Source organism: Aquimarina gracilis (assembly GCF_035285365.1).
GTDB lineage: Bacteria > Bacteroidota > Bacteroidia > Flavobacteriales > Flavobacteriaceae > Aquimarina > Aquimarina gracilis.
The window spans coordinates 317,900-340,749 of the sequence record NZ_JAYKLX010000005.1; the positions used below are offsets into that span (position 1 = coordinate 317,900).

Annotated in this window: 26 protein-coding genes; 22 read left to right on the plus strand and 4 right to left on the minus strand. The window is 32.6% G+C overall.

The window, feature by feature from the left end:
• Positions 1–8 precede the first annotated feature (8 nt).
• The 8 genes from U6A24_RS11925 (at position 9) to U6A24_RS11960 (ending at position 5,979) form a co-directional block, all read left to right on the plus strand.
• A complete protein-coding gene (locus U6A24_RS11925) occupies positions 9–815 on the plus strand; it encodes an arginase family protein (RefSeq protein WP_324180199.1) in 807 nt (268 codons plus the stop codon).
• 6 nt (positions 816–821) lie between these two features.
• The gene (locus U6A24_RS11930; RefSeq protein WP_324180200.1) at positions 822–1,760 is read left to right on the plus strand and encodes a carbon-nitrogen hydrolase family protein; all 939 of its coding nucleotides are present in this window, start codon (positions 822–824) and stop codon (positions 1,758–1,760) included.
• Positions 1,761–1,765: 5 nt separating this feature from the next.
• Positions 1,766–2,434 carry an FMN-binding protein gene (locus U6A24_RS11935; RefSeq protein ID WP_324180201.1) on the plus strand — a complete coding sequence of 223 codons (669 nt, stop codon included), beginning with the start codon at positions 1,766–1,768 and terminating at the stop codon, positions 2,432–2,434.
• Positions 2,435–2,446: 12 nt separating this feature from the next.
• Complete coding sequence (locus U6A24_RS11940) at positions 2,447–3,361, plus strand: DUF4350 domain-containing protein (protein WP_324180202.1); 915 nt, start codon at positions 2,447–2,449, stop codon at positions 3,359–3,361.
• 17 nt (positions 3,362–3,378) lie between these two features.
• Entirely contained in the window at positions 3,379–3,921 is a 543-nt protein-coding gene (locus U6A24_RS11945; protein ID WP_324180203.1) for a GNAT family N-acetyltransferase, read from the plus strand.
• Positions 3,918–4,379, plus strand: coding sequence for a nuclear transport factor 2 family protein (locus tag U6A24_RS11950; protein WP_324180204.1), 462 nt, complete (start codon positions 3,918–3,920; stop codon positions 4,377–4,379). The genes U6A24_RS11945 and U6A24_RS11950 overlap by 4 nt, the downstream gene beginning before the upstream one ends.
• Positions 4,380–4,465: 86 nt before the next feature.
• Positions 4,466–5,449: a toll/interleukin-1 receptor domain-containing protein gene (locus U6A24_RS11955; RefSeq protein ID WP_324180205.1), complete on the plus strand. Its 984-nt coding sequence runs from the start codon at positions 4,466–4,468 to the stop codon at positions 5,447–5,449.
• A 161-nt stretch (positions 5,450–5,610) separates the two neighbouring features.
• Complete coding sequence (locus tag U6A24_RS11960) at positions 5,611–5,979, plus strand: superinfection immunity protein (RefSeq protein ID WP_324180206.1); 369 nt, start codon at positions 5,611–5,613, stop codon at positions 5,977–5,979.
• Between the two features lie 96 nt (positions 5,980–6,075).
• Here U6A24_RS11960 and U6A24_RS11965 read toward each other — a convergent pair whose 3' ends face one another.
• Genes U6A24_RS11965 through U6A24_RS11975 form a run of 3 tightly spaced genes read right to left on the minus strand, consistent with a single transcriptional unit; the run spans position 6,076 to position 8,772 of the window.
• A complete protein-coding gene (locus tag U6A24_RS11965) occupies positions 6,076–6,921 on the minus strand; it encodes a DUF2911 domain-containing protein (RefSeq protein WP_324180207.1) in 846 nt (281 codons plus the stop codon).
• Between the two features lie 10 nt (positions 6,922–6,931).
• On the minus strand, positions 6,932–8,041 hold the full coding sequence (locus U6A24_RS11970) for an AraC family transcriptional regulator (RefSeq protein ID WP_324180208.1): 1,110 nt from the start codon (positions 8,039–8,041) through the stop codon (positions 6,932–6,934).
• A gap of 32 nt (positions 8,042–8,073) precedes the next feature.
• Positions 8,074–8,772: a hypothetical protein gene (locus U6A24_RS11975; RefSeq protein ID WP_324180209.1), complete on the minus strand. Its 699-nt coding sequence runs from the start codon at positions 8,770–8,772 to the stop codon at positions 8,074–8,076.
• A gap of 272 nt (positions 8,773–9,044) precedes the next feature.
• Here U6A24_RS11975 and U6A24_RS11980 point away from each other — a divergent pair, with 272 nt between their 5' ends.
• The 8 genes from U6A24_RS11980 (at position 9,045) to U6A24_RS12015 (ending at position 16,161) form a co-directional block, all read left to right on the plus strand.
• The gene (locus U6A24_RS11980) at positions 9,045–9,512 is read left to right on the plus strand and encodes a nuclear transport factor 2-like protein (RefSeq protein WP_324180210.1); all 468 of its coding nucleotides are present in this window, start codon (positions 9,045–9,047) and stop codon (positions 9,510–9,512) included.
• Between the two features lie 40 nt (positions 9,513–9,552).
• Entirely contained in the window at positions 9,553–10,002 is a 450-nt protein-coding gene (locus U6A24_RS11985) for a nuclear transport factor 2 family protein (RefSeq protein WP_324180211.1), read from the plus strand.
• Between the two features lie 21 nt (positions 10,003–10,023).
• The gene (locus U6A24_RS11990) at positions 10,024–11,319 is read left to right on the plus strand and encodes an alpha/beta hydrolase-fold protein (protein WP_324180212.1); all 1,296 of its coding nucleotides are present in this window, start codon (positions 10,024–10,026) and stop codon (positions 11,317–11,319) included.
• Between the two features lie 12 nt (positions 11,320–11,331).
• Positions 11,332–11,841, plus strand: a complete 510-nt coding sequence (locus tag U6A24_RS11995; RefSeq protein ID WP_324180213.1) for a hypothetical protein — start codon at positions 11,332–11,334, stop codon at positions 11,839–11,841.
• 146 nt (positions 11,842–11,987) lie between these two features.
• Positions 11,988–12,839: an alpha/beta fold hydrolase gene (locus tag U6A24_RS12000; RefSeq protein ID WP_324180214.1), complete on the plus strand. Its 852-nt coding sequence runs from the start codon at positions 11,988–11,990 to the stop codon at positions 12,837–12,839.
• Positions 12,832–13,326, plus strand: a complete 495-nt coding sequence (locus tag U6A24_RS12005) for an RNA polymerase sigma factor (RefSeq protein WP_324180215.1) — start codon at positions 12,832–12,834, stop codon at positions 13,324–13,326. Before U6A24_RS12000 ends, U6A24_RS12005 begins: the two co-directional genes overlap by 8 nt.
• Complete coding sequence (locus U6A24_RS12010) at positions 13,319–13,921, plus strand: hypothetical protein (protein WP_324180216.1); 603 nt, start codon at positions 13,319–13,321, stop codon at positions 13,919–13,921. The genes U6A24_RS12005 and U6A24_RS12010 overlap by 8 nt, the downstream gene beginning before the upstream one ends.
• A gap of 143 nt (positions 13,922–14,064) precedes the next feature.
• A complete protein-coding gene (locus U6A24_RS12015) occupies positions 14,065–16,161 on the plus strand; it encodes a serine hydrolase (RefSeq protein ID WP_324180217.1) in 2,097 nt (698 codons plus the stop codon).
• Positions 16,162–16,266: 105 nt separating this feature from the next.
• On the opposite strand, the gene U6A24_RS12020 is transcribed toward U6A24_RS12015, so the two are convergent.
• Positions 16,267–16,743 carry a hypothetical protein gene (locus U6A24_RS12020; protein ID WP_324180218.1) on the minus strand — a complete coding sequence of 159 codons (477 nt, stop codon included), beginning with the start codon at positions 16,741–16,743 and terminating at the stop codon, positions 16,267–16,269.
• A 228-nt stretch (positions 16,744–16,971) separates the two neighbouring features.
• Here U6A24_RS12020 and U6A24_RS12025 point away from each other — a divergent pair, with 228 nt between their 5' ends.
• From U6A24_RS12025 to U6A24_RS12050, 6 genes are all read left to right on the plus strand, one after another.
• On the plus strand, positions 16,972–17,550 hold the full coding sequence (locus tag U6A24_RS12025; protein WP_324180219.1) for a YdeI/OmpD-associated family protein: 579 nt from the start codon (positions 16,972–16,974) through the stop codon (positions 17,548–17,550).
• Between the two features lie 257 nt (positions 17,551–17,807).
• Positions 17,808–18,266: a DUF3291 domain-containing protein gene (locus U6A24_RS12030; protein WP_324180220.1), complete on the plus strand. Its 459-nt coding sequence runs from the start codon at positions 17,808–17,810 to the stop codon at positions 18,264–18,266.
• A 12-nt stretch (positions 18,267–18,278) separates the two neighbouring features.
• A complete protein-coding gene (locus tag U6A24_RS12035) occupies positions 18,279–18,863 on the plus strand; it encodes a hypothetical protein (protein WP_324180221.1) in 585 nt (194 codons plus the stop codon).
• 16 nt (positions 18,864–18,879) lie between these two features.
• Positions 18,880–19,566, plus strand: a complete 687-nt coding sequence (locus U6A24_RS12040) for a DUF2490 domain-containing protein (RefSeq protein ID WP_324180222.1) — start codon at positions 18,880–18,882, stop codon at positions 19,564–19,566.
• Between the two features lie 77 nt (positions 19,567–19,643).
• The gene (locus U6A24_RS12045) at positions 19,644–20,654 is read left to right on the plus strand and encodes a pirin family protein (protein WP_324180223.1); all 1,011 of its coding nucleotides are present in this window, start codon (positions 19,644–19,646) and stop codon (positions 20,652–20,654) included.
• Positions 20,655–20,858: 204 nt separating this feature from the next.
• Positions 20,859–22,847, plus strand: coding sequence for a hybrid sensor histidine kinase/response regulator (locus U6A24_RS12050; RefSeq protein WP_324180224.1), 1,989 nt, complete (start codon positions 20,859–20,861; stop codon positions 22,845–22,847).
• The last annotated feature ends 3 nt before the right edge of the window (positions 22,848–22,850 follow it).

The window sequence follows — 22,850 nt, forward strand, 5'->3', positions numbered from 1 at the left end:
TTCAATTCATGAATGTTTACTTTCCCCAATGGCAAGGATCTGGCAACGGTAAAACAATTGAATCCGGTGCAAATACAATATTAAAACACCTTAACGATCAAGAATTTATAGAGATACCTCTATCTAAAATTGAGGCAGGTGAAAAAGGTATCCAAAAATTTAGAATTAATAATTACGATGCTCTTTTTGATCAGTTGACTCGTTTCAAAAAACATCTAATCAATAAGCAGCCAAAGTCTATTAAAACCATTGGAGGCGATTGTGGATTAGAAATCATCCCTGTATCGTATCTCAATCAAAAATATCCCAATCTTGGTATCATTTGGTTTGATGCCCATGCCGATATCAATCATCCTTGTGATTCGCCAAGTTGTAATTTTCATGGAATGCCTTTACGAACGCTATTAGGCGAAGGTGAAGAACAAATGAACAACCTTATATTCTCTACAATTAATGCTTCACAAATTCATTATATTGGTTTGCGAGATATTGATGCCAAAGAACAAGAAAGAATTGATCTTGATACCATTTATTGTCCTTTAAAGTTGGACATTGATGATCTAATTGATACTCTAAAATCAAAAAAAATAATTAAGCTCTATCTTCATTTTGATTTTGACTGTTTGGATCCCGAAGACTACAACCAAACTTACTATAATATTCCTAATGGTATAAAAATCAAGAATGCAGAAACTTATATTAAAGCTTTAAAAGAAAAGTTTGACATTGTAGGGTCTAGTGTATTAGAATCTATAGCCACTATTCCTTCAGAGTTAAAACCAATTGAAGGAATAGTTAATTTGCTTATGAAATAATAAAGTATGAAAGTAAAAGTTGGCGTTGTTCAGGATAGTCCCATTTTTTTTGATAAAGATCAAACTATCAAAAAAATTGAAGAGATTACCCAAAAATGTGCAAAACAAGGCTGTGAGTTATTGGTCTTTCCAGAGTCATTTGTACCGGGATATCCACGAGGTTTTTCTTTTGGAGCAACCATTGGTAATAGAACAGAACAAGGTCGGAAATTATTTGCAGAATATCATGAAAACAGCCTTGACCTAGAGAGCGAAGACCTTAAAAGACTTGAAAAGCTTGCTAATACTCAAAACATATATTTGGTTATTGGTGTAACCGAAAAACAAGAAAATAACGGCAGCTTATATTGTTCTATGCTCTATATTTCTCCAACAGAAGGACTATTAGGAGTTCACAGAAAAATAAAACCAACGGGAACCGAAAGAATCGTTTGGGGTGAAGCCGATGGAGAATCACTCGTTACTTTCAAAACAAAAATTGGAAAACTGGGCGGATTGATATGCTGGGAAAACTATATGCCTTTGGCAAGAATGTCCATGTACCAAAAAGGAATTGAAATTCACATTGCCCCTACCGCCGACTCGAGGCCAGCATGGACCGCAACAATGCAAAACATAGCACTCGAAGGGCGATGTTTCGTTTTGGGTTGCAACCAATATTATACAAAATCAATGTATCCAAAAAGATTTCAGTCTTTGGTAAAAGACGAGCCAGAAAATATGTGCCCCGGTGGAAGTGTGATTGTTTCTCCCATGGGAAAAATAATAGCTGGACCTCTTTTTGATGAGGCCGGAGTGTTAATTGCCGAACTCGATATGAATGAGATAAATGAGAGTAAACTTGATTTTGATGTTATCGGCCATTATTCACGAAATGATATTTTTAGGTTTGAAGCAAAAAATCAACCAGAAATAAAAATCGAAAACAATACTTCAAAAAAGTAAAAATTATGAAACCAGTCTATTATCTAATTTTTCTTTTTCTAGTGGTAGGGTGTAAACAACAAGCAAGTAATAATGCATCATCTGACACAGAAAAAACCAAACCAGAAGTCAAAGAAACCCTACAAATACCATCTTTAGTAAAAGAACTGACCACTTTTGCAAATATTACTATTAACGAGAAAACAAATCTTGCCGAAGTATTTGTTGTAAAGCAAATTGATGAAGAGGGTGAAATAACATCTATAGATTTGAAAAGTGGGACCACCTTATATAAAAAAGCACTTTCCAATCAGTCAAATAACAGACCAATATTTGAGGTCATAAATTCAAACAACATTATTCTTATGACCAAAAGCAATGGATACACTGGAGCGATATGGTCCAAAATTCTGGTGGATAAGAGTACTCTGGAAATCCTGAAAGTTCAATTTGATCACAAAGGTGAGTCTGAAGGTTATGGTGCAGATTTCACATTAAGTTCTTTTGAAAATAAATTTGTAGGAAATAAAATATCTTTCAGGTCAAAAACTTTTGGTTTGACCCAAGATGACAAGTTATTGGTTCAAGGGGAGCATAAAATAGATGGGATTTCGGGGGCTACAATAACAAGTAAGGCTGCTGTCGAGATGATGAACAACGGATTATTAAAATATAAGGGTTACCTACAAAAATAACACCACCATAAAATGAGACTTTTCTATTTTTTCGCACTTCTAATCTTCTATCATACGTCATTTGCTCAGCAAGTAAGTGACCCCTATTATAAACCCAACATACAAAATCCCGAATATGAGGCAGGAAAAGGTTCAATTGTGTTCATTGATGAAGGTCATTATAACTTTCATACGAAAAGTGGCCGATACAAAGGATTTTCTAACGTTTTGGAAGCCGATGGTTATATAGTAAAACCATATACAGGATTGTTTGAAAAAGAAAAACTGGAAAAAGGAAAAATTCTTGTTATATCGAACGCCTTACACAAGGCCAATGTCCAAAACTGGTATCTCCCAAATCCTTCAGCGTTTACCAAAGTTGAGATAGAAATAGTTAAAAAATGGGTAAATGATGGAGGGAGTTTATTTCTTATTGCCGATCATATGCCTATGGGCGGGGCAGCAAAAGACCTTGCAGCTGCTTTTGGATTTGAATTTACCAATGCATTTGCATTAGACACATTAGGCCGTGGACCAGCTTACTTTACTATAAAAGAAGGTACTCTTATTAAAAATAATATTTCTAGCGGTAGAAATACTGGGGAAAAAGTAAAACAGGTTGCAACATTTACTGGGCAAGCTTTTAAAATACCAAAAGATGCAACCCCAATTCTAGTTTTTAATGAAAGATTTGTTAATAAATTACCCGATACGGCTTGGGTATTTAATTCTAAAACAAAAACGTATAATGTAAAAGGATGGTCTCAAGGTGCTTATAAGAAATATGGAAAAGGAAGAATTGTTGCTTTTGGCGAAGCAGCAATGTTTACAACACAATTAGCTGGTCCTAATAAGAGAAAAGTTGGTATGAATAGTGAGGATGCCAAAGAAAACTATAAATTACTTTTAAATATCATACATTGGTTAGATCACAAATTTGATGAATAGAAATTTATTGTTATATAATGATTGAAACGCTTCTAAAACTAAACACAAAAAGATTAACACTGAGGCAAATAGCATATAGTGATAGTAAAGAAATCCTCTTTTTAAGGTCGAATGAGATCGTAAACACCTATGTAAACAGGCCAAAAACGCAAACTTTGGAAGAGACCATTGCCTTTATTGATAAAATCAACAATGGTATTAAAGAAGATGATTGGCTTTTTTGGGGAATCACTTTAAAAAGTAATCCCAAACTTATAGGCACCATTTGCTTATGGAATTTTTCAGATCACCATAAAATTGCTGAAATTGGGTATGATTTGCATCCTGATTTTCATGGACAAGGTATTATGAACGAGGCTTTGATTCGAGTTCTTAACTACGGATTTCAAGATCTGAAACTCGATCAAATTGAAGCGTACACGCATAAAGACAATGAAGCTTCAAAAGGACTGTTGAAAAAAAATAACTTCATATTGGAAGAGAACAGAAAGGATAATGAAAATGAAAACAATATTGTATTTATACTTCAGAAAAGTAATTTAATCAATAACCAATCATGAAAAAGTATCATTATATCAAATCAATAATCATAATTACCATTTTATTAGTATCGCAATTTGTAAATTCTCAGGAAGAAAAAAAAGATGTATTAGAAACCATCGAAGAGTTTAATACCGCATTTAAAGAAGGAAATGTTGATAAGCTTTCATCGATGATAACCAAAGATTACATACACACTAATAGCAATGCAAAACCTATTGATAAAGAAACTTGGTTAGCCTATCTCAAGAAAAGAAAAGAAGAAATCGACACTCAAAAACTTGAGGTGCATTCATACGAGATGAATGAAACCAAAATTCAACAATATGATAACATGGTCATAGTAAGCGCCAAAATAACTACCTCAAGCACCAAAAATGGCATATTAACAACCAATGAATATAGAGTTACTAATATTTGGGTGCTAGAAGATGGAGCTTGGAAAAGAGCTGGATTTCACGATGGAAAAATAAAATAATTATCCTTGGTAATAATAAAAAATATTTCGTTAAAGGTGCTATCTTTATTATCGATAAACTATAAGTAAAACCACCAATACGATTTATGCAGCTTATTTCTGAATTAAAGATATCAGATAACAAATCACTTCAATTATTTAAAGGAGACCTAACTCAAATACCCTATGACCAAAAGGTAGATTTCTTGGTGCTTTCTGCTTTTCCTGATAATTATTTACCTACAACGACATCTCTTATTGGAGCGTTGTATCGCAAAGGATTGAGCGTAGAAAAATTAGCCCAAGAAAAAGAACTGGATTTAAGGGCCTATTCGCATTGTTGGATATCAAAGGAAATTAGTTATCCAAACATAAAAAGAATATTATGTTTTGAGCCCAAGCCAGATCCATTTGCCAATCCGTATTCGCAAATTGCCGAGATATTTCAGAGCTTAACATTAATATCAAAAAGTCACTCTATAAAATCTATAGGTCTTCCGTTACTAATGACAGGGGAACAAAATTACTCTGTTGACAAAGTAATAGATGAGCTTGTAAACACAAGTCTTTTGTGGTTAGAAAAACAACCATTTGAAACCATTAAAATCGTTGAACTAAGTGATAAAAAAGTAATGCTTTTAAAGAAAGCTATTGAAAAAAAAGCTGAACTTTTCAAAAAAGATATGAATGATAATAATTATGATTTCTTTGTAAGCTATAGTAGGAAAAATGAAAAAGAAATAGAGATTATCAGAAAGGAATTAGGAAATAAGTTTAAACTATTTATCGATACTCAAGAAATTGGGATAGGAACCAATTGGTTAGATAAAATCAATAAGGCCATGGCTGGCTCCAAACGCTTTATAGTCTGTTTATCTGATACCTATATTCAGTCTAAAGTGTGCAAATATGAGTACTCCTTCTGTAATTTGAAATATATTCAAGAAGGAGATGAGGCCGTATTACCTCTATATCTATACTCGGCAGATCTTCCTTTTGAAATGAGTATTCTCAATTTTTACAATGCAAGAGAAGGCAACACAAAAAAGATAAACGATTTTTGCAGGTTGATTCTTCAAAAGTATTCTTGATTCTTAATTAAGAAATCGATTTACCACGTAGCTCCCTCTCTGGCTTTAGATATTTTTTTCAAGGGTTTTTTAAGAAAATTTGGTAGATTAGTATCCAAATGCATAAAATTCATTCTCCCCGCTTATTTTATGTGCTATACGTAATTATAAATACTTTTTCTATGAACTTATTGTTTCAATCCAAATCCGGCTTGTCTGAGCAGGATACCGTTTTGGTTATTATGCTTGTTGTGGGCGTAGTGGCCTATTTCATACCATCTATTATTGCTCTACTACGAATGAAAAAAAATTTAATTGCAATCATCGCGCTAAATTTTTTTTTAGGGTGGAGCCTTATAGGTTGGGTAGTTTCATTAGTTTGGAGTCTTTCTAGTGATAGTAAACCACAAAAAATAATCGTTAATCAGCAAATACCAAAGACTAAAGAAGATAGCATTGACAAGCTAACCAAATTGAAAAAGCTTTTAGATGAAGGCGCTATTACTAAAGAAGAGTTTGATCAACAAAAAGCATCTATTCTCAAGGGATAAATAGTTATAATTATATTCATTTCTTAAAAAGTTAAATTTTCTACCCTGATTTGAAAATACTTAGTTTTAAACCAGGGTAGTTATTATACTACTTAGTTAATCTGAAAGTTTTTGTATTAATTTTTCATTTAACCTTATAAAGTCCTTGTTATTAGCTTGCTTAGAGAGTTGAAGTGATAATTTTGCAACTTGCATTGCTTCTTTTTTTCTATTGAGATCTGCTAAAATAAGTGCTTCACGATGCACTTGAAAAAACAAGGCTTTATCACTTTTTGTCACTTTTTGTATATAAACAAGTGCTTCTTCAAGGTTGGTTTTGGTTTCGTGCAAAAATAACGCTGCCTGAAAATAATCAGCGTTACTTGGTCCATTCATTGTCTTCTTTATATTGTTTAAGACCTTTTCTTTTACAGCCACACGTATAGGTATTTTTACCTGTGTTTGCTCCCACGCTATAATCAAATTTGCATTTTCAAATGTTACCTCATCAAAACCTATGGTAAGTGTCTCTACCATATTTTGTAACGCTTTCTTTTTAATAGTTAAAACAACTTTTGGTTTCAGCTTTACATAAGTGTTCCAGTTTCTACTGTTGTAAGGATAAAAGTTTACTTCCCAATTCTCATCACCGGGTTTTGTAAGAATTGTATAAGTCCCTTTTTCTAAATTCTTATCACCTACAAATACATCATCATCAAAAATTATCTTGGTTGCACTATTGGCACCTGTTCTCCAAAATTCATTAAAAGGCACCAATCCATTGGCACCAAAAATCTTTCGGTTTTTGCGATTTGGTCTAGAATATTGTATTTCGATAGTAGTTAACCCCAGAGTTTGTTTTATCTCTGAAGAAGAACTTAATGCTGGTACTTTTAATTGAGCTACACCTATAGTAGTAGATCCAAAAATAAAAGACAGTATTATGAATGCTTTTTGTAACATAATTCGATTTTTATTGAAGTTCTTTGTTAAAATATTCTGACGGAGAAGTTCCCATCAATTTTTTGAATGATTTATTAAATGTGGTTTTAGAATTAAAGCCCGCTTCTTGTGCAAGCCCATAAAAAGTTAAATTTTTGTATTTATTGTTTTGAGCCAGCGACACAAATTCTTTAATGCGATAATAGTTTACATATTCAAAAAAATTCATGCCAATACTTTCGTTAAGTAACCGTGCCAATTCAGGATTACTTAATCCAAGCATTTCGGCCAACTCGGCTTTAAGAAGTTTATTATTAAGATAAGGCTTCTTTTCCTGCATTAGCATTTCTAATTGTGTTTTTAATTTCTCCAGATCAGAAGTACTAAGCTTTGATTGTGCATATTTTTTGGTAACAGGTACTTGTTTAATTTTAAACAATTCGGGGGCAATCATTTTATAATAAGAAATAAACAAAATGATAAATGCGATCCCTAACCAGATGAATTGCCGGGCCTGTCTTTCTATTTTTGGCAAGCCAATGATACTAATGAAATATATGATAAGCCAAACAACCAAACATAGACCTATTGCCATTAAAAAATTTAAAAAGAATTGTGTCTTTACAGTATAACTTAATTCGTTTTTAAGATTTTCTCGAAAACGCAAAAAATATCGCAGACTAAAAAACCAGTACCCAATATTAAAAATTAGACTTATACCTATGATTAACGTAACAACCTTAAATAGTTCTCCGCTATTCACTTTTTCCTGAATAATTTCTCTAGAAGGTAGCATATAGTAGCCTACTATAAACAAAATATATAAGACCCCAGGAATAAAATGAATTAGATCTTTGAGTGAAAAACGTCTATTTTCTAAAGAAGACCTGGTAAATAAAAATACCGTTGACCCAAAAAATAAGGTAGCAAACTCTGAAAAAGCAATAAGTCTATGGGTTTTCCCAAACACCTCTGATATGTATAAAACCCTTCCGCTTAACCCTAATAACAATACAAAAATCAAAAATGCAACATAACCATTGATATTTTTTCGGTTTTTTTTTGAGAATAAATAAATCCCTAATAAAAATAGGCTTTGAAAAAAAGTAAAGTATACAAATTGATTCAGTAATGTTTGCATGTAAAAAGGATTATTTGAAACTTTAAAAGTACTTACTTAATTACAAATTGATTTACATGTTGTAAACCTTTATGATTCATTTCGAGGCTTTTTTTCTTAAAGTTTTCAAACTTCTCCTTATTATCCCATTGTGTAATAACCATATAATCTGGATTGTAATAATAACCATACGGTGATTTACCGTTCTTAAGTTCGATAATGGTTTTTCCCCCAGAATTAATGACTTTATTCAACCATTCATTTTTGAATTCAGAAAACATTGTATTATTGTTATACCAATAGGCTGTAACTACATTATACTTACTTCTATCCACACTAAAATTCACATCTTCTTTAATCTCATAATAGGTCAAACCAAAAAAAGAAAAGATATCCCTACGTTGCTCATGAAAATCTGGAACCTCTTCATCAATATCAACTAAAAATTTCTCTCGTTTATCAATACTTCCCCATTTACCAAGTATAAATCCTTTTGGATGATGATTACCTGCTACATTTTCATCAATTTTAAAACCAGGTAACGATTGATAACTCATTTTAAAAGCTACTGGAAACGCAGTTTTCTTATATCTCTCAAATAATGAACTCGTTTCGGGTTTGGAAGTTAACACCAAAATATCAAGAACTTCACCTTTCTTGAATGAATATGATGTAATTTTTGATTGCGCATTGGTTTCACTAACCCATGAGCAAAGTAAAAGAGAAAGCATTACAAATTTCAACTGTTTCATAAATACATTGTTTTTAGAATTCATAAATATTATTTCTCTCAAAAGTAGAAGGCTTCAGCTTTATGATAAAGAAAAAACAGGGTGTTTAGGTACACATACGGTATTTGTACTCTTTTCTAAAATTTTCATATCAAAATTTAATGAATGTAATGACCGATAAACAAAAGTACTCCATAAGTTTACTACTCTTTTCCCGTAACTTTTAAGATAAATTTCAAACTTAATTGACAGATATGCTATATTTTAGGTGAGTAAACCATGAATTACTATAAATGAGTACCGTCGTCAATACTTTTTGTGCAACATTATTCTGTCTTTTATTTAGTTTAAAAATAAATTCCCAAAGTACAAATCAAGTACAAAAAGATTCCTTAGTAAATTTGGTAAACACCTACTATTCCCAAAACATAAAAATATTTGCCGCTAATTCTTCTGTAGAAGATATTAACAACGTTTTTGATTTATTTACAAACGACTTTGTTTATGTTCATCCTAAGTATGGCGGCACCTATTCAAGACAAAAATTATATGATGGTTATATTCGTAATCAAAAAAATGGTGGATATGATGGCAGTGTGATAGATATTAAAATAGTTAATATGATTACCGGACTCAATGCTATTGCAGTAGAAAGAAAGTATATAACCAAAACCGAAAGTGGTATTAAAGATGGTGATTATCAAATGACTCTTTTTGAATTTAAAAATGGTAAAATATCTAAGATATTTGAATACTGGTAATGTAACTCATTTTATAACAACTCAATCAAAAACCAAATCAATGAAATCACATTTCGTCTTTTTTGCCTTCTTTGCGATAATATCTTCAAGTGCCTTTTCACAAACAAAACAAGATTCACTAGACATAAAGCAAGTAGCACTAGATTATATCGAGGCACAACACAATTTAAATCCAGAGCAGTTCGAACGTGCTGCACACCCCAGAATGGTGAAAAGAACATTTTGGAAAGATAAAACTTCAAAAAAAGAATACCTTGGTGAAACCTTCACAGACTATATGGTTATGCTTTCCGAAGTTTATAATCGTAATGGAGATCGTTTTCCTAAAAAACCTAAAAAGGAAGTTATATTACTGGATGTATCTGACCGAACTGCATCGGTAAAATTAATTGCCGATGAATGGATCGATTACATGCACATTATAAAAATAAATGATGCATGGAAAATTGTAAATGTCTTATGGCAATACAACGATACCACAAAACATTAAACCAACCTATTTCCCTACATCATGTTACCCAAAAACACACTATCGTCAATTATTTTAATTCTTATTTCTCATTTTGTTCTGGCTCAAACGCATGAAGGCAAGATTGTGAATAAAGAAGTTACGTCGACTCCACTAGCCTTTGTTCAGCAACATAAACTTATTTCCAAGTTTCTTGAACAAGAAGTTGCTATTGATATTTATTTACCTGAATCCTACAATAAAGATTGCAATTTGCATACATATCCATTGATCGTACTACTCGAAAATGAGTTTTTTTATCAGATAACAGGAATTGCCAAACACCTCAGTTCAGTAAGTAGTATGCCAGAATCTATTGTAATAAGTTTCCCAGATGGATTTGAAAAGTTTTACGCACCCAAAATCTATACCAACAACAGCAATTTTTGGCCCAAAAGCTGGACACAAATGCCATTTGATGGAGCTCCTGGAAAATTTGTCGATTTCTTTAAAGAAGAACTTTTTAACTACCTCGAAACTCAATATCGTATTGCAGACTATCGCATTATCGTTGGCACCTCCCCTACTTCAACCTTTCCTTTGCATGCTTTTTGTAAAGAACCTAATTTATTTCAAGGGCATATCGCAATTGCAGCAGGAGATATCATTGGTATGGGGTACACTCCAAATGAAACTTTTATAGATGCCATTATTGATGCAGTTAAGCGAAATCCAGGAACTAGAGCCCATCTTTATGTTACATCGGCTGATGAGGATTCGGATTATGATACAGTAATTGGAAAAAATCTTGAAGAACTTCAGCGCCAAATGCAAGCTTTTACATCTAACCATTTAAAACTGAAAGCCGAAGTGTTCCCAAACGAAAGTCATTATGGTGTGGTCATTCCAGCCTTTATTTCAGCAATGGAGACCTTCTTTCCAAAAAAAAAATGGAACCGGGATTTTAGAGATTTTGAAAAGCAACCGGGTAACACTCTAGACAATATAGATCAGTATTATTTAAAGCTTTCCACAGAATATGGATATGCTGTACTACCTAAGGCCGAAAGATGGAATAGTGGAAATAGCCTAAGAGCCAGTGCCAATAGATTATTACGACAAAAACGTTTTGAGGAGTCTATAGAAGTATATAAACGTTTGGTTGAATATCGACCTAAATCTGCTGAAGCTTTAAGCACTCTTGCTTCGGCACTTGAATACAATAAAAATCTAAAAGAAGCTTTTGTAGTACAAAAGAAAGCCATAGAACTAGCAAAAAAATATGACAAAGAGCATCTAGAATATTATACAGAACATATGGAAGAAATTGCTTCCAAAATAGAAGACTCCAAAGAATAAATCTTAATAATAGTGAACAAAGTATCTATTTATATAGCCATTTTGTTTGTTTGCTTTTCTTGCCATAAGGTGAAGCAATCAGCATCTTACTGGTCTCCTATTTATAAAAATGACAAACAAGGAAATACTGTATTTGGCAATAAAAAGGACCTGATTAATGCTATTCGTAAAGGAGCTTTGGTACGTATTGGTTGGGGAGCAAAAGGGAAAAATCATTCTATTGAACATCTAAGTGACCCTATTTGGATTGCTATACTTGATGAAACCGAAGTAATCGTCCATCTTGATCCCCAGGTCTTATCTGCTATTGACTGGGAAAATCTAACCGCAAATTATGCAGATTCAACATTAATAGAAAAAGAATGGAGAGTAGTTTTGGATACCAAAGGGAACTTTGATGCTATCTGGTACGACCCGGTAACCAGAAAAACTATCGAACACAGACCACAAAATCAAACTATAACATGGTTTGTAAAAGGTATTGATACAAAAACTGATATAAAATCACTATTCGAAGAATAATTCACAAACAAAATAACCCATTAATAATCAATACAATAATCTCTTAAGTAATATTATTTTTAATTTTTTTTGATGCTTCCTGTAACAATTTTCGTGGTTCTGCATCAAAGGGAAAAGTCAAAACATAAAATCATAAAAATAATATTATGAAAACATTCAAAATCACCCTTGTATTATTAACTATTGTAAGTTTCACCTTTGGTCAAACCTCAGCAATTAAGTCCGAAGTGATAGGAACAGGTTCTCCAATTTTATTTTTACCTGGATTCACCACTCCTGGGTCTATATTTAAAGATACTGTTGATCACTTAACCATTCAAAACGAAGCACATCTAATTTCATATGCTGGCTTTAATGGAAACGAGCCAATCAAGATTAACAATGAATCATCATGGTATGGCACCATTAAAAAAGAACTAGTGACTTATCTCAGAAATAAAAACCTGAAAAGTGTTATTATTATAGGGCACAGTATGGGAGGAAATTTGGCCACAGATCTTGCTGCCGAACTACCAGACACCATCAGCAAGATTGTAATCATTGATGCTATACCATGCATGAGAGAACTTATGATGCCAGGGGTACCTGCCAATAGTTTACAATATGAAAGTCCATATAACAAACAAATGCTCGCCATGGAAGAAACTCAATTTAAGCAAACAGCTACAATGATGTCTCAAAACATGACCAATAATAAAGAAAAAGTAGAAACCCTGATCAATTGGATTATGGAAGCCGATCGTCAAACCTATGTCTATGGTTATACCGACCTTCTTAAGCTGGACTTAAGAACTGTATTAGATAAAATAAAAGCACAAACCTTAATTTTGGGAGCCTCGTTCCCATCTGTAGAAATAGCAAAATCCAATTACGAAAAGCAATATGCTAACTTAGCAAACAAAACCATTCAAATGGCTTCAGATAGCAAACATTTTATTATGTTCGATCAACCCGAATGGTATTATAAACAAATTAATGCTTTCCTTTCTAATGAGTAAGAAAAATCAATTGCTTTTTGAGGATATTTACCAACAATGTTTTCCTATGGTACTGCAAATGTGCCTGGGTTTTATGAAAGGAGATAAAGATTTGGCAAATGATCTTTCTCAAGAAGTGTTTATTAATATCTGGAAATCTGTTGATAACTTCAAAGGAAAATCTACTTATAAAACCTGGGTATATCGAATTACGGTAAATACATGCCTTCAATACATCCGAAAAGAAAAGAAAAATAACAAACTAGCCATCGAGAAAGTTGAGCATACTTTAATGGTAGAATCTCAAGAATCAGTAAACGATCAAAATCAAACTTTATATCGTGCTATTGGGAAACTAGAAGAGCTAGATAGATTGATAATCATGATGGTATTAGAAGGACAAGATTATGAGAATATAGCACATGTAATGGGGATTAAACCGACCAATGTAAGAGTCAAGATCCACAGAATAAAAAAACGACTAAAAAAAATATTGAACGATGAATAATGGGTTTGAAGATTTGCAACGTAAGTGGCAAAAAAATAAAGAAGAGCTTAAAAACGATCCAAAAAGCACAACTGAAATGTTGTCTGCAATCAAGGCAAAGAAAAAATCAAGTGTTGAATTTCAATATGGTAATATTATAGTGTTGACAATCACTTTATTCGTAATTTCAGCTTTTTTTTACTATGTGGCTCCCGTAAAACAAGTTCTTAGCAGGATTGGAGTTGGAATGATGATTGGAGGGTTGTTGTTAAGAATTATTATTGAGTTTATAAGCGTTACAAGATCAAAAAAAATAGATATTGTAGATAATGTTCTATCCACTACAGAAAACACTATTTCATATTATAATTTCAGAAAAAAAATTCATGGCCCCATTACTATAATAATTATTGGTTTATATAGCATTGGTTTTTTTATGATCACCCCAGAATTCAGCCTCTATTTTACAACTTGGCAAATGATTTTGATTGATGGTTCTTATATCATAGGCGCAGCTATTTTTATTCCAATCATTAGAAAAAGTATTAAACAAGAAGTAAAAACGCTCTTGGAGATTATTGAATTGAGAAAAAAAATGGTCGATGAGAATTCTTGATAAAGATTTCTTTTAACGAAATGATGAATAAAAAAGAAATGTAAACTGTAACAATAGTTTTAAAAGTATATCTATAGATAAGAAAATGTAGAGAACATTTTCTTATCTATATTTTATACATCTTCATTATTAAACTAATTATTATGGGTTTATTCAATTCTTCTTCCATCTTACAATATTTTGTAACGTTCATTTTTATAACCTTGTTCGTTTTTACAACTTTTGGTAATACATCAGTTTCAAAAAAACATTCGAAGTACTATGAAGACATATCCAATGGAGCCATAGCCTATGCATACCCCATCTCAAATATAAAAATTGATGGTGATATTTCAGATTGGCCAAAAAATCTCACCAAGTATCCTATAAATAAACTCCCTTACGGTAATGCTCCAAAAGATCAAAATGATTTTGATGCTTATTTTCATATAGGTTACAATACTTCAGAACAGGCTATATACGTAATGGTTGTAGTGACAGATGATTCGTATATAGTAGATACTTCAGAAAAATCTGATTGGAATACACAAGATACTTTTAATTTTTATGTGGATCTGCTACATTCGCCTAACGGTTCGGGTGTAGATCTATACCAATATGGAGAAAATTATAAAGACACAAATAATCAGTCGATAAGTTGGGATCCTTCAAAAACAAAGACTAACTGGGATAACGTAAAGATTATATCCAAAAGAAAAGGTAACACTACAATTTATGAATGTAAGGTAAAAGCGACCAATCAATTAACTGAAAATAAAACAATTGGAATCGATTATGTATTTATAGATAAGGATGCCGATGATTCTGAAGGGAGAAATTCATTTATAGCTTGGGGTAATGGAGGTGGAAAAAGTAGCGGTCCAGGAAGATTGGGAGATGTTATTCTGTTGAAAGAAAAACAAAAGACCCAAACCATTACAGGCCAACTAAAATGGAAAAATGATACCATCAAAAAATTTCCAAATAAAATTCGTTTTACAACAATAGATAATCCTATGCTTTGGACTCAGGTTATTATCGACTCTACAGGGAATTATAAAACAGAACTGCCCATAGGAAAATATAGCATATCTCCAGTAAATGACATCATTTATGACGACCCCAATATTATAAGAATTGACACAGAAAACATAAAAACAAATGTAATTGTAAGTGAAAATAATGCTGACAAAAACAATGTTTTAGAATTAGCAAGAAAAACAAAACCCGATATGATTGGGTCAAAAGGAGTTTTACAGGATTTTAATCCCAAAAACTCAAAAAAAATAGATGAATTCATTAAAACATATCAAGACCATTATAAAATACCTGGCGTTTCACTAGCGCTTATTAAGAACGGTAAAATTGCATACCATAAAACCTATGGAGTAAAAAACACATTTACAAAAGAAAAGATAAGTAATACTACGTTGTTTGAAGCAGCTTCAATAACTAAACCTGTATTTGGTTTTGCCGTAATGCGATTGGTAGAACGCGGTATTATTGATCTTGACAAACCATTGCATGAATATCTCCCATTTGAAGAAATTGCTCATGATGACAGGTACAAACTAATAACCGCCAGACATGTACTAACACATAAAACAGGATTTCCAAACTGGGCTTATATGAATGAAGATGGAAAAATTGATATTAAATTTACTCCGGGCACAAAATATGGGTATTCAGGTGAAGGATTCGAATATCTTAAAAGAGTAGTAGCCCATATTACCAAAAAGGATATTGATGATTTATTGAAAGAAGAAGTTCTTACACCATTAGGACTGGAGAACACCTATTTTTCTAAAAATGATTACTTGACCAAAGTAGTTGCCAACGGGCATTTTGATAACATGCCTACCCAAGCTTCTTTACCAAATGAACCCGGCATGGCCTGGAGTATGCATACAGAGGCCAAAACATTTACTAATTTTTTGTTAGGCATTTCAGACAAAAAAGGCTTAAAATCGGAGACCTATAAACAAATGTTCTCACTCGAGACAGAGATCCCAAAAGGGGATAACGACCCCATTCCCGAAGAATATAAAAATTACTTTGGATTAAGTCTATCTATTCAAAAATCTCCTTTTGGATTAGCTTTTGGACATGGTGGCAATAATGGAGATTTTAAGTGCCTTGCACTAATGTATCAGGATTTGGATATGGGATTTGTAATATTTACCAATAGCAACACAGGAGATCGATTGCATGACGACCTTGTAGAGTATCTAATTACAGGTAAACGAAATAAGGATAAGTAAACCACATTTTATAAACTTAATAAGACAAGTCCTAAAAGAAACATACTATATATGATCTTTTAGGACTTTTGTATTCGCTACTCCCTAGCGTTTATTATTGTATTCTCATTTTTTCTTCCACTTTCCCGATCCTCCAACTTCAAACAAGGCAATCCCAATGGCCGGTCCATTAAACTGACCAATTGGAATACCTTTTTTATTAAAGAAATTAATTTGAAATATCCCTCCTGCTTTGGCGATTCCCTGGGCATGATAACTGGTAGTATTTTTCCATAGACTATTCCAACTATCATATGCGGTATACAAAAGTCCCACAGACCTTACCCCGGCAGCACCAACTCCCCAGGATTTTCGTTTAAATATATAGGGTCTATCCATAGGCTCGCAAACCACTTCGCCAAAAATACCAACAAAAATAATACCTCCTGTAGCTGCAATGGGTGCTGGAGCATTTACTCCTCTGATAGATTCCAAAAAATCATTAATCTTCTCATTTTCAAATTTCCCTTCAAAAGCTTTTTTAGTGGCAGCATCAGCTGCATCAACAAGCTGTTCTGTCGTAATTTGGTTATCACTAATCATATTTCAATAATTTTAAGATGATCCTACTCTTTTTTCTTAGGCTTTTCGGATTACACCTAGATCATAAAATGCAACAGCTGCTTGTATATCTTTTTATATAAGCAAAGATCATAACGCAAAACAAATTATAACAGACCAGAAATACGGTTTTTAAAAAACACGTAAAAATACGGGGATCAGATCTGAAATTATTATCTTGAATCAACAATAACAATCAAATACATCTCGATGTCTGAAAAACCAGAACTATACTTCAAAAATGACCGGGAATGGCGAAGATGGTTGCACGACAACTATAACCAATTCCAGGGAGTATATCTAATTTTTTATAAAGTCGAAAGTAATCAACCCAGCATGCGATGGGAAGAAGCTGTAAAAGTAGCTCTATGCTATGGTTGGATCGATTCTACAGTTAAAAGATTAGATCACGAACGACGAAGACAATACTTTTGCCCAAGAAAACCTAAAAGCGTATGGAGTAAAGTCAATAAGAATCATGTTATTGATCTTATAAAAAACCAATTGATGCATCAAAGTGGTCTTACAAGTATCCAAATAGCAAAAGATAATGGTTCCTGGACTGCACTGGATGATGTCGAAAATGGAGTGATTCCTCAAGATTTGCAAAAGGCATTTAATGCCAATCCGAAAGCCTTTAAAAATTACCAAAATTTTGCCCAAGGGTATAGAAAAAGTTATCTATATTGGTTAAATCAAGCCAAAAGACAAGAAACCCGGGAGAAAAGAATTATAGAAATCATTACGTTTTGTAAGGCTAACCAGAAAACCAGGGGAAATTGGGGATAATCTACTACAACAATCCAAAAAAACTCAAAACTAATGGTAGAAGACTACTTCTCCATTAACACCACTTTAAGATATATTTTTTGATAAATCCTTATTTTCGGATGACATAAAATACACATCAAGCTCAGATACAATATAGCTATCGTACGATCAGGGGTGTTTTTAACTTTAACTATACAGGTACAGAAAAAGAAAAAACATAAGAAAGAAGAAGGAAATTCCTGAAAATTAAGCTAGAAACTAATAAATACTACTATATGCATTTAGCTCAAGTAAATATTGCCGAAATGATCGCTCCTATTAATGATCCTGTAATGGCCGATTTTGTAAACAATCTAGATCGTATTAATGCCCTTGCAGAAGGTAGCCCGGGTTTTGTTTGGAGACTCAAAGATGAAGAAGGAAATGCAACAGCCATAAGAGTTTTTGAATATGATTTTTTAATTATTAATATGTCTGTTTGGCAAGATATTGATACGTTATTTGACTTCACCTACAAAACGGCACATGTCGAAATCTTAAAACGTAAAAAAGAATGGTTTCATAATATGAAACAAATGCACATGGCCTTTTGGTATGTAGAAAAGGGACATCATCCCTCGCCAGAAGAAGCTAAAGAAAGGTTAAACTATATTAGAAAACATGGTGAAACCCCTTATGCTTTTACCTTTAAGAGTAGATTTACCATTGAAGATTTAAAAGCGTATAAAAAGTAATTCTTATCAGCCATGAATTCATATTTCTTCAAACTCAAAATTCTATCATTTTCAATGTTTTGCTTTGGTATTACATTACAAGCTCAGACTAAATTTGAAAGGGAGTATAGAATCAAGAAACATGAAGCGCCCAAAGCCGCAGTAGCTTTTATAAGCAAAGGGTTTTCAGAAAAAAAAGTAAAATGGTATGTTGAAGAAAGTCAGGACGGGAAAACTTTTGAAGCCAAAACTAATTACAAAAAAAACAAATATAGTATTGAGTTTGACACATTAGGCAATATACTGGATATTGAAAAAAAAGTATCTTTTCAATCTTTACAGAATGTGTTAAAAAGCAAAATCATCTCTTCTCTCAATTCACTTTTTGTAAAGCATAAAATTCTTAAGGTTCAAATTCAATGGAAGGGAGATCAAGAAAATCTTTTGAAATTAATAAAAGATACGAAAAAAGAGAACTATTCCGAATTGTATGAGATAGTCATCAAAGGCAAAAAGCAGCGTACTTTTAAAATGTATGAAATCCTCTTTGATTCTGAAGGAAAAGCCTTGAAGGTATTGGAAATTATTCAACGCCCTTCAGATAACTTAGAATTGTAGTTAAGTAAGCAAGATTATGAAAAGTGTTCTTTTTCTTTGTTTATTTGTTTTTATTGGGCCGTTATTCTATGGCCAATCTTCATTCTCTTCAGGAATATTACCCAAGGTACGTGTATCTTATAAATTAACAGATCAAATAAAATGGATCAATGGTATAGAATCCAGACAATTATTAATAGATGACACCAATGATGATTCTTTTAATTACGATTATGTTCTTACCGATATTTCTTCTCTGCTGTCATTCCGGATTGGAGCTCATGGCGTACTAAATGGAGGATATTTACTTCGAATAAAGGATGAAAAGCTTTTTCATAGGACCATTCAGCAATACAACTTGGTTTTTAATTATGATACCTTCAGGATTGGACATCGTTTTGCAACAGATCAAACCTTTAATTCTCAAGAATCTGTAGAATTAAGAGGACGCTATAGAATTACTCTAGAAAAACCTCTTTCTGGAAACAATATAGATCAAGGTGAATTTTATTTAAAATTAGGAAACGAATACATTTTTAAATTTCAAGATGACAAATCAGATCTAGAAATGAGAGTATTGCCTTTTTTGGGGTATGAAATTAACACAAAGAATAAAATAGAAATTGGTCTAGATTATCGACTTGACAAGTTATTAAATTCTGGAGCCGAAAATGATTTATGGCTTAGTATTAATTGGTTTTATACAATTAAAAGAGGCGAGTGATTTGTAAAAAGGATTAACCCTTTTTTGTGAAATGTTTAAATGCAAAAACGATATTTTTAGAAATATAAATAAAAGTAATGTCTTCAATTATTAAAATAAAACCTTTAGGTTTTCCATGGGAAACCAGCGATCCATTTTTGTTTTGCGCCTATCACGAAGATCAATACCCAAAAGGAAACGGGAAATTAGGTCCAAATGCTTCACTAGAGGGTCGCAATATTGGTCAAGATTTTGCTCCAAAAGATGGGTGGCGCATGTACCATGGCACCAAAGTACCAGGGTTTCCTGCGCATCCGCACCGAGGTTTCGAAACTGTTACTATTGCCCAAAAAGGTTTAGTAGATCACTCAGACTCGCTGGGTGCTGCGGGACGTTTTGGAAATGGAGATGTACAATGGATGACCTCCGGTAAAGGTGTTCAACATTCTGAAATGTTTCCTTTACTAAACACCGAAAAAGAAAACCCTTTTCTGCTTTTTCAAATCTGGCTCAATCTTCCCAGGGATAAAAAAATGGTTAATCCGCATTTTAAAATGCTCTGGAATGAGGAAATCCCTAAATTAACTTTGAGAGATGAAAATAAAAAGATTATAGAAATTACTTTAATTTCAGGAGCACTTAATAACAAAATCGCTCCTACTCCAGCTCCAGATTCTTGGGCAGCCGACCCCAAAAATGAAGTTAACATTTGGCTCATAAAAATGGACCCTGAAGCCATTTACAGTTTCCCTAAAGCTTCTGAAAAAATTAATAGGTCTTTGTATTTCTTTAAAGGGGAAGAGCTTTTTACCGAGGGATATACTATACCCGAAAATCATGAAATTATTCTGAAAGCAAATGAGGCGTTCCAAATTTCAAATGGTAATTCCGAAGCACATTTATTAATGCTTCAGGGAAAACCTATTGGTGAACCGGTTGTTAAACATGGCCCTTTTGTAATGAATAGTCAAATAGAAATTAGAGAAGCGATACAAGAATATCAACAAACCGAGTTTGGAGGTTGGCCATGGCCAACCTATGATCACGTACATGATAAATCCAGAGGAAGGTTTGCATTATATCCCGATGGAAATGAAATTCTTAAATAGCTAGGCTTTTATCATAAAAAATAGTTACAAGTTATTTTCTTTACATTACATTTTTAAAAGTGTTACTATTATAGTATCTTTATTAAAAAACTGTTAAAAGCCTCTTGCTAGAAACTACGAAAAATGTTTTGCAAATATCCCCTTCTTGTACTTGTAATACTTATTACTATTATAGTTTCATCTTCTTGTTCAAGACACAGTATATTGAATGAAGAGGAAAATGCATGGTTGCAAGAGCAAGATAGTATTACCGTTGCAATATATCCTTATCACCCGCCTTATCAAATTATTAACAAAGAAGGAAATGTTGATGGTATTTTTTCGGAATACATGGAGTTAATCGAGCAAAAGATTGGGTATACTTTTAAAAAAAACATTTACGACACCTGGCCATCTTTAATGGATGATGTAGAAAAGGGAAAAGTAGACATCGTAGTCGAAATGCATCCCACAAAAAATCGTGAAGCGTATTTAAACTTTTATGCACTCCTATTTGAAAGTCCACAGGTAGTTGTTACTCGAAAAAATAAATTCTCTGGAAGGAAGTTATCCGACTTTAAGAATAAAACTATTATTCTTCCTGAAGATTATGCCATCGCAGAAATCATTAAACAAAAAGAACCTGAAATTGTCTTGGCAACGGGAAAAGATGATTTATCTTGTTTGCAAGAATTAAACCATGGAAAATATGATGCCTATATAGGTCCAAGAGCCGTTGTAAATTATATTATTCGCGCTAACAACCTAAACGATCTAGAAATTACCGGTGAAACACAATTCAATTACAATTCGGGAATTGCAGTTTTTAAAGAAAATAAAACGCTCAATGCTATTTTTTCTAAAGCTACCAAAAGTATTACGAGATCGGAAAAACAGGCAATTTTAGACAATTGGATATTTAATGTAGTTACTCCATTTTATCAGAAAACATCGTTTTGGGTGCTCCTTTCAGCAATCATATTATTTGCAACTTTAGTAATAAGCCTAATCAATCGATACTTAAAATACAAAATCCGTCAGAAAACAAAAGAACTAAGAATAGCCAAAGAATTAGCCGAAGAAAGTAATCAATTAAAAACAGCATTTATCCATAATATATCACACGAAGTAAGGACTCCAATGAATGGAATTATCGGATTTTCTGAATTACTGAATGATCCTGGAACAACCCCCGAGAAACAACGAGAGTATTCTAAAATAATCATAGAAAGTAGTCATCAACTAATTCGCATTATAGACGATATTATAGAAATTTCAAAACTACAAACCAACCAGGTAGAGTTACAACTTGAAGAAGTAAATCTTAATGAACTACTTGAAACACTGTTTTCTCAATTTCAGAATTTAGCTATTGATAAAAAGATTGCTATTCATCTAGATAATAAACTAACAGAAGAAGAGGGAACCATTTTAATGGATAAATCCAAAATCAGGAAAATTCTAACAAATCTAATTGATAATGCGATAAAATTTACACAAAAAGGACTTGTTGAAATTTCGAGTGAAGTAAAAGCTAATAAACTTTTTATTACTATAAGGGATACAGGAATAGGGATTAATACCAAAGACCAGGAGATTATTTTTAAAAATTTCTCTCAATCCGAAAAGGAAGTCACCAAAAGCTATGATGGACTTGGTTTGGGGTTATCAATTGCAAAAAAAAATGCAGAATTATTAAAAGGGAATATAACATTTAATTCGATTCTGGGTAAAGGATCCACTTTTACATTAGAAGTACCACATCACCCAATTTTTGATCCTGGAAAAGATAACAGGAATATGAATACCAGCACCACTCAAGAACTACCAATCAAACAAGTAATTTTAATAGTTGAGGATGGAGACGTTAACTTTTTGTTTCTCAAAACAATTTTGCTAAAAATGCTTGGATATAAATTTGTGATTCATCGGGCTGAAAATGGAAAAGAAGCTGTAGACATTTGTGAAAACAATAAAGATATTGATTTGGTTCTTATGGATATTAGAATGCCAGTTATGGATGGATATACCGCCACCAAAAAAATAAAAAAAATGCGCCCAGGTTTACCTGTGGTCGCCCAAACTGCCTATTCTACCGAAGAAGATATACAAAAAGCATTGGATGCCGGCTGCGATGATTTCGTTTCCAAACCTGTTGATCGCAAACTTCTTAGACCAATTATTGGAAGATATTTCTCTAGTTTCTCTCAATAAACT

What these genes read in the sequence shown, in the direction of transcription:
- U6A24_RS11925 (WP_324180199.1), top strand. Translation starts at nt 9, where the DNA reads ATGAATGTTTACTTTCCCCAATGGCAAGGATCTGGCAACGGTAAAACA.
- U6A24_RS11930 (WP_324180200.1), top strand. Translation starts at nt 822, where the DNA reads ATGAAAGTAAAAGTTGGCGTTGTTCAGGATAGTCCCATTTTTTTTGAT.
- U6A24_RS11935 (WP_324180201.1), top strand. Translation starts at nt 1,766, where the DNA reads ATGAAACCAGTCTATTATCTAATTTTTCTTTTTCTAGTGGTAGGGTGT.
- U6A24_RS11940 (WP_324180202.1), top strand. Translation starts at nt 2,447, where the DNA reads ATGAGACTTTTCTATTTTTTCGCACTTCTAATCTTCTATCATACGTCA.
- U6A24_RS11945 (WP_324180203.1), top strand. Translation starts at nt 3,379, where the DNA reads ATGATTGAAACGCTTCTAAAACTAAACACAAAAAGATTAACACTGAGG.
- U6A24_RS11950 (WP_324180204.1), top strand. Translation starts at nt 3,918, where the DNA reads ATGAAAAAGTATCATTATATCAAATCAATAATCATAATTACCATTTTA.
- U6A24_RS11955 (WP_324180205.1), top strand. Translation starts at nt 4,466, where the DNA reads ATGCAGCTTATTTCTGAATTAAAGATATCAGATAACAAATCACTTCAA.
- U6A24_RS11960 (WP_324180206.1), top strand. Translation starts at nt 5,611, where the DNA reads ATGAACTTATTGTTTCAATCCAAATCCGGCTTGTCTGAGCAGGATACC.
- U6A24_RS11965 (WP_324180207.1), bottom strand. Translation starts at nt 6,921, where the DNA reads ATGTTACAAAAAGCATTCATAATACTGTCTTTTATTTTTGGATCTACT.
- U6A24_RS11970 (WP_324180208.1), bottom strand. Translation starts at nt 8,041, where the DNA reads ATGCAAACATTACTGAATCAATTTGTATACTTTACTTTTTTTCAAAGC.
- U6A24_RS11975 (WP_324180209.1), bottom strand. Translation starts at nt 8,772, where the DNA reads ATGAAACAGTTGAAATTTGTAATGCTTTCTCTTTTACTTTGCTCATGG.
- U6A24_RS11980 (WP_324180210.1), top strand. Translation starts at nt 9,045, where the DNA reads ATGAGTACCGTCGTCAATACTTTTTGTGCAACATTATTCTGTCTTTTA.
- U6A24_RS11985 (WP_324180211.1), top strand. Translation starts at nt 9,553, where the DNA reads ATGAAATCACATTTCGTCTTTTTTGCCTTCTTTGCGATAATATCTTCA.
- U6A24_RS11990 (WP_324180212.1), top strand. Translation starts at nt 10,024, where the DNA reads ATGTTACCCAAAAACACACTATCGTCAATTATTTTAATTCTTATTTCT.
- U6A24_RS12000 (WP_324180214.1), top strand. Translation starts at nt 11,988, where the DNA reads ATGAAAACATTCAAAATCACCCTTGTATTATTAACTATTGTAAGTTTC.
- U6A24_RS12005 (WP_324180215.1), top strand. Translation starts at nt 12,832, where the DNA reads ATGAGTAAGAAAAATCAATTGCTTTTTGAGGATATTTACCAACAATGT.
- U6A24_RS12010 (WP_324180216.1), top strand. Translation starts at nt 13,319, where the DNA reads ATGAATAATGGGTTTGAAGATTTGCAACGTAAGTGGCAAAAAAATAAA.
- U6A24_RS12015 (WP_324180217.1), top strand. Translation starts at nt 14,065, where the DNA reads ATGGGTTTATTCAATTCTTCTTCCATCTTACAATATTTTGTAACGTTC.
- U6A24_RS12020 (WP_324180218.1), bottom strand. Translation starts at nt 16,743, where the DNA reads ATGATTAGTGATAACCAAATTACGACAGAACAGCTTGTTGATGCAGCT.
- U6A24_RS12025 (WP_324180219.1), top strand. Translation starts at nt 16,972, where the DNA reads ATGTCTGAAAAACCAGAACTATACTTCAAAAATGACCGGGAATGGCGA.
- U6A24_RS12030 (WP_324180220.1), top strand. Translation starts at nt 17,808, where the DNA reads ATGCATTTAGCTCAAGTAAATATTGCCGAAATGATCGCTCCTATTAAT.
- U6A24_RS12035 (WP_324180221.1), top strand. Translation starts at nt 18,279, where the DNA reads ATGAATTCATATTTCTTCAAACTCAAAATTCTATCATTTTCAATGTTT.
- U6A24_RS12040 (WP_324180222.1), top strand. Translation starts at nt 18,880, where the DNA reads ATGAAAAGTGTTCTTTTTCTTTGTTTATTTGTTTTTATTGGGCCGTTA.
- U6A24_RS12045 (WP_324180223.1), top strand. Translation starts at nt 19,644, where the DNA reads ATGTCTTCAATTATTAAAATAAAACCTTTAGGTTTTCCATGGGAAACC.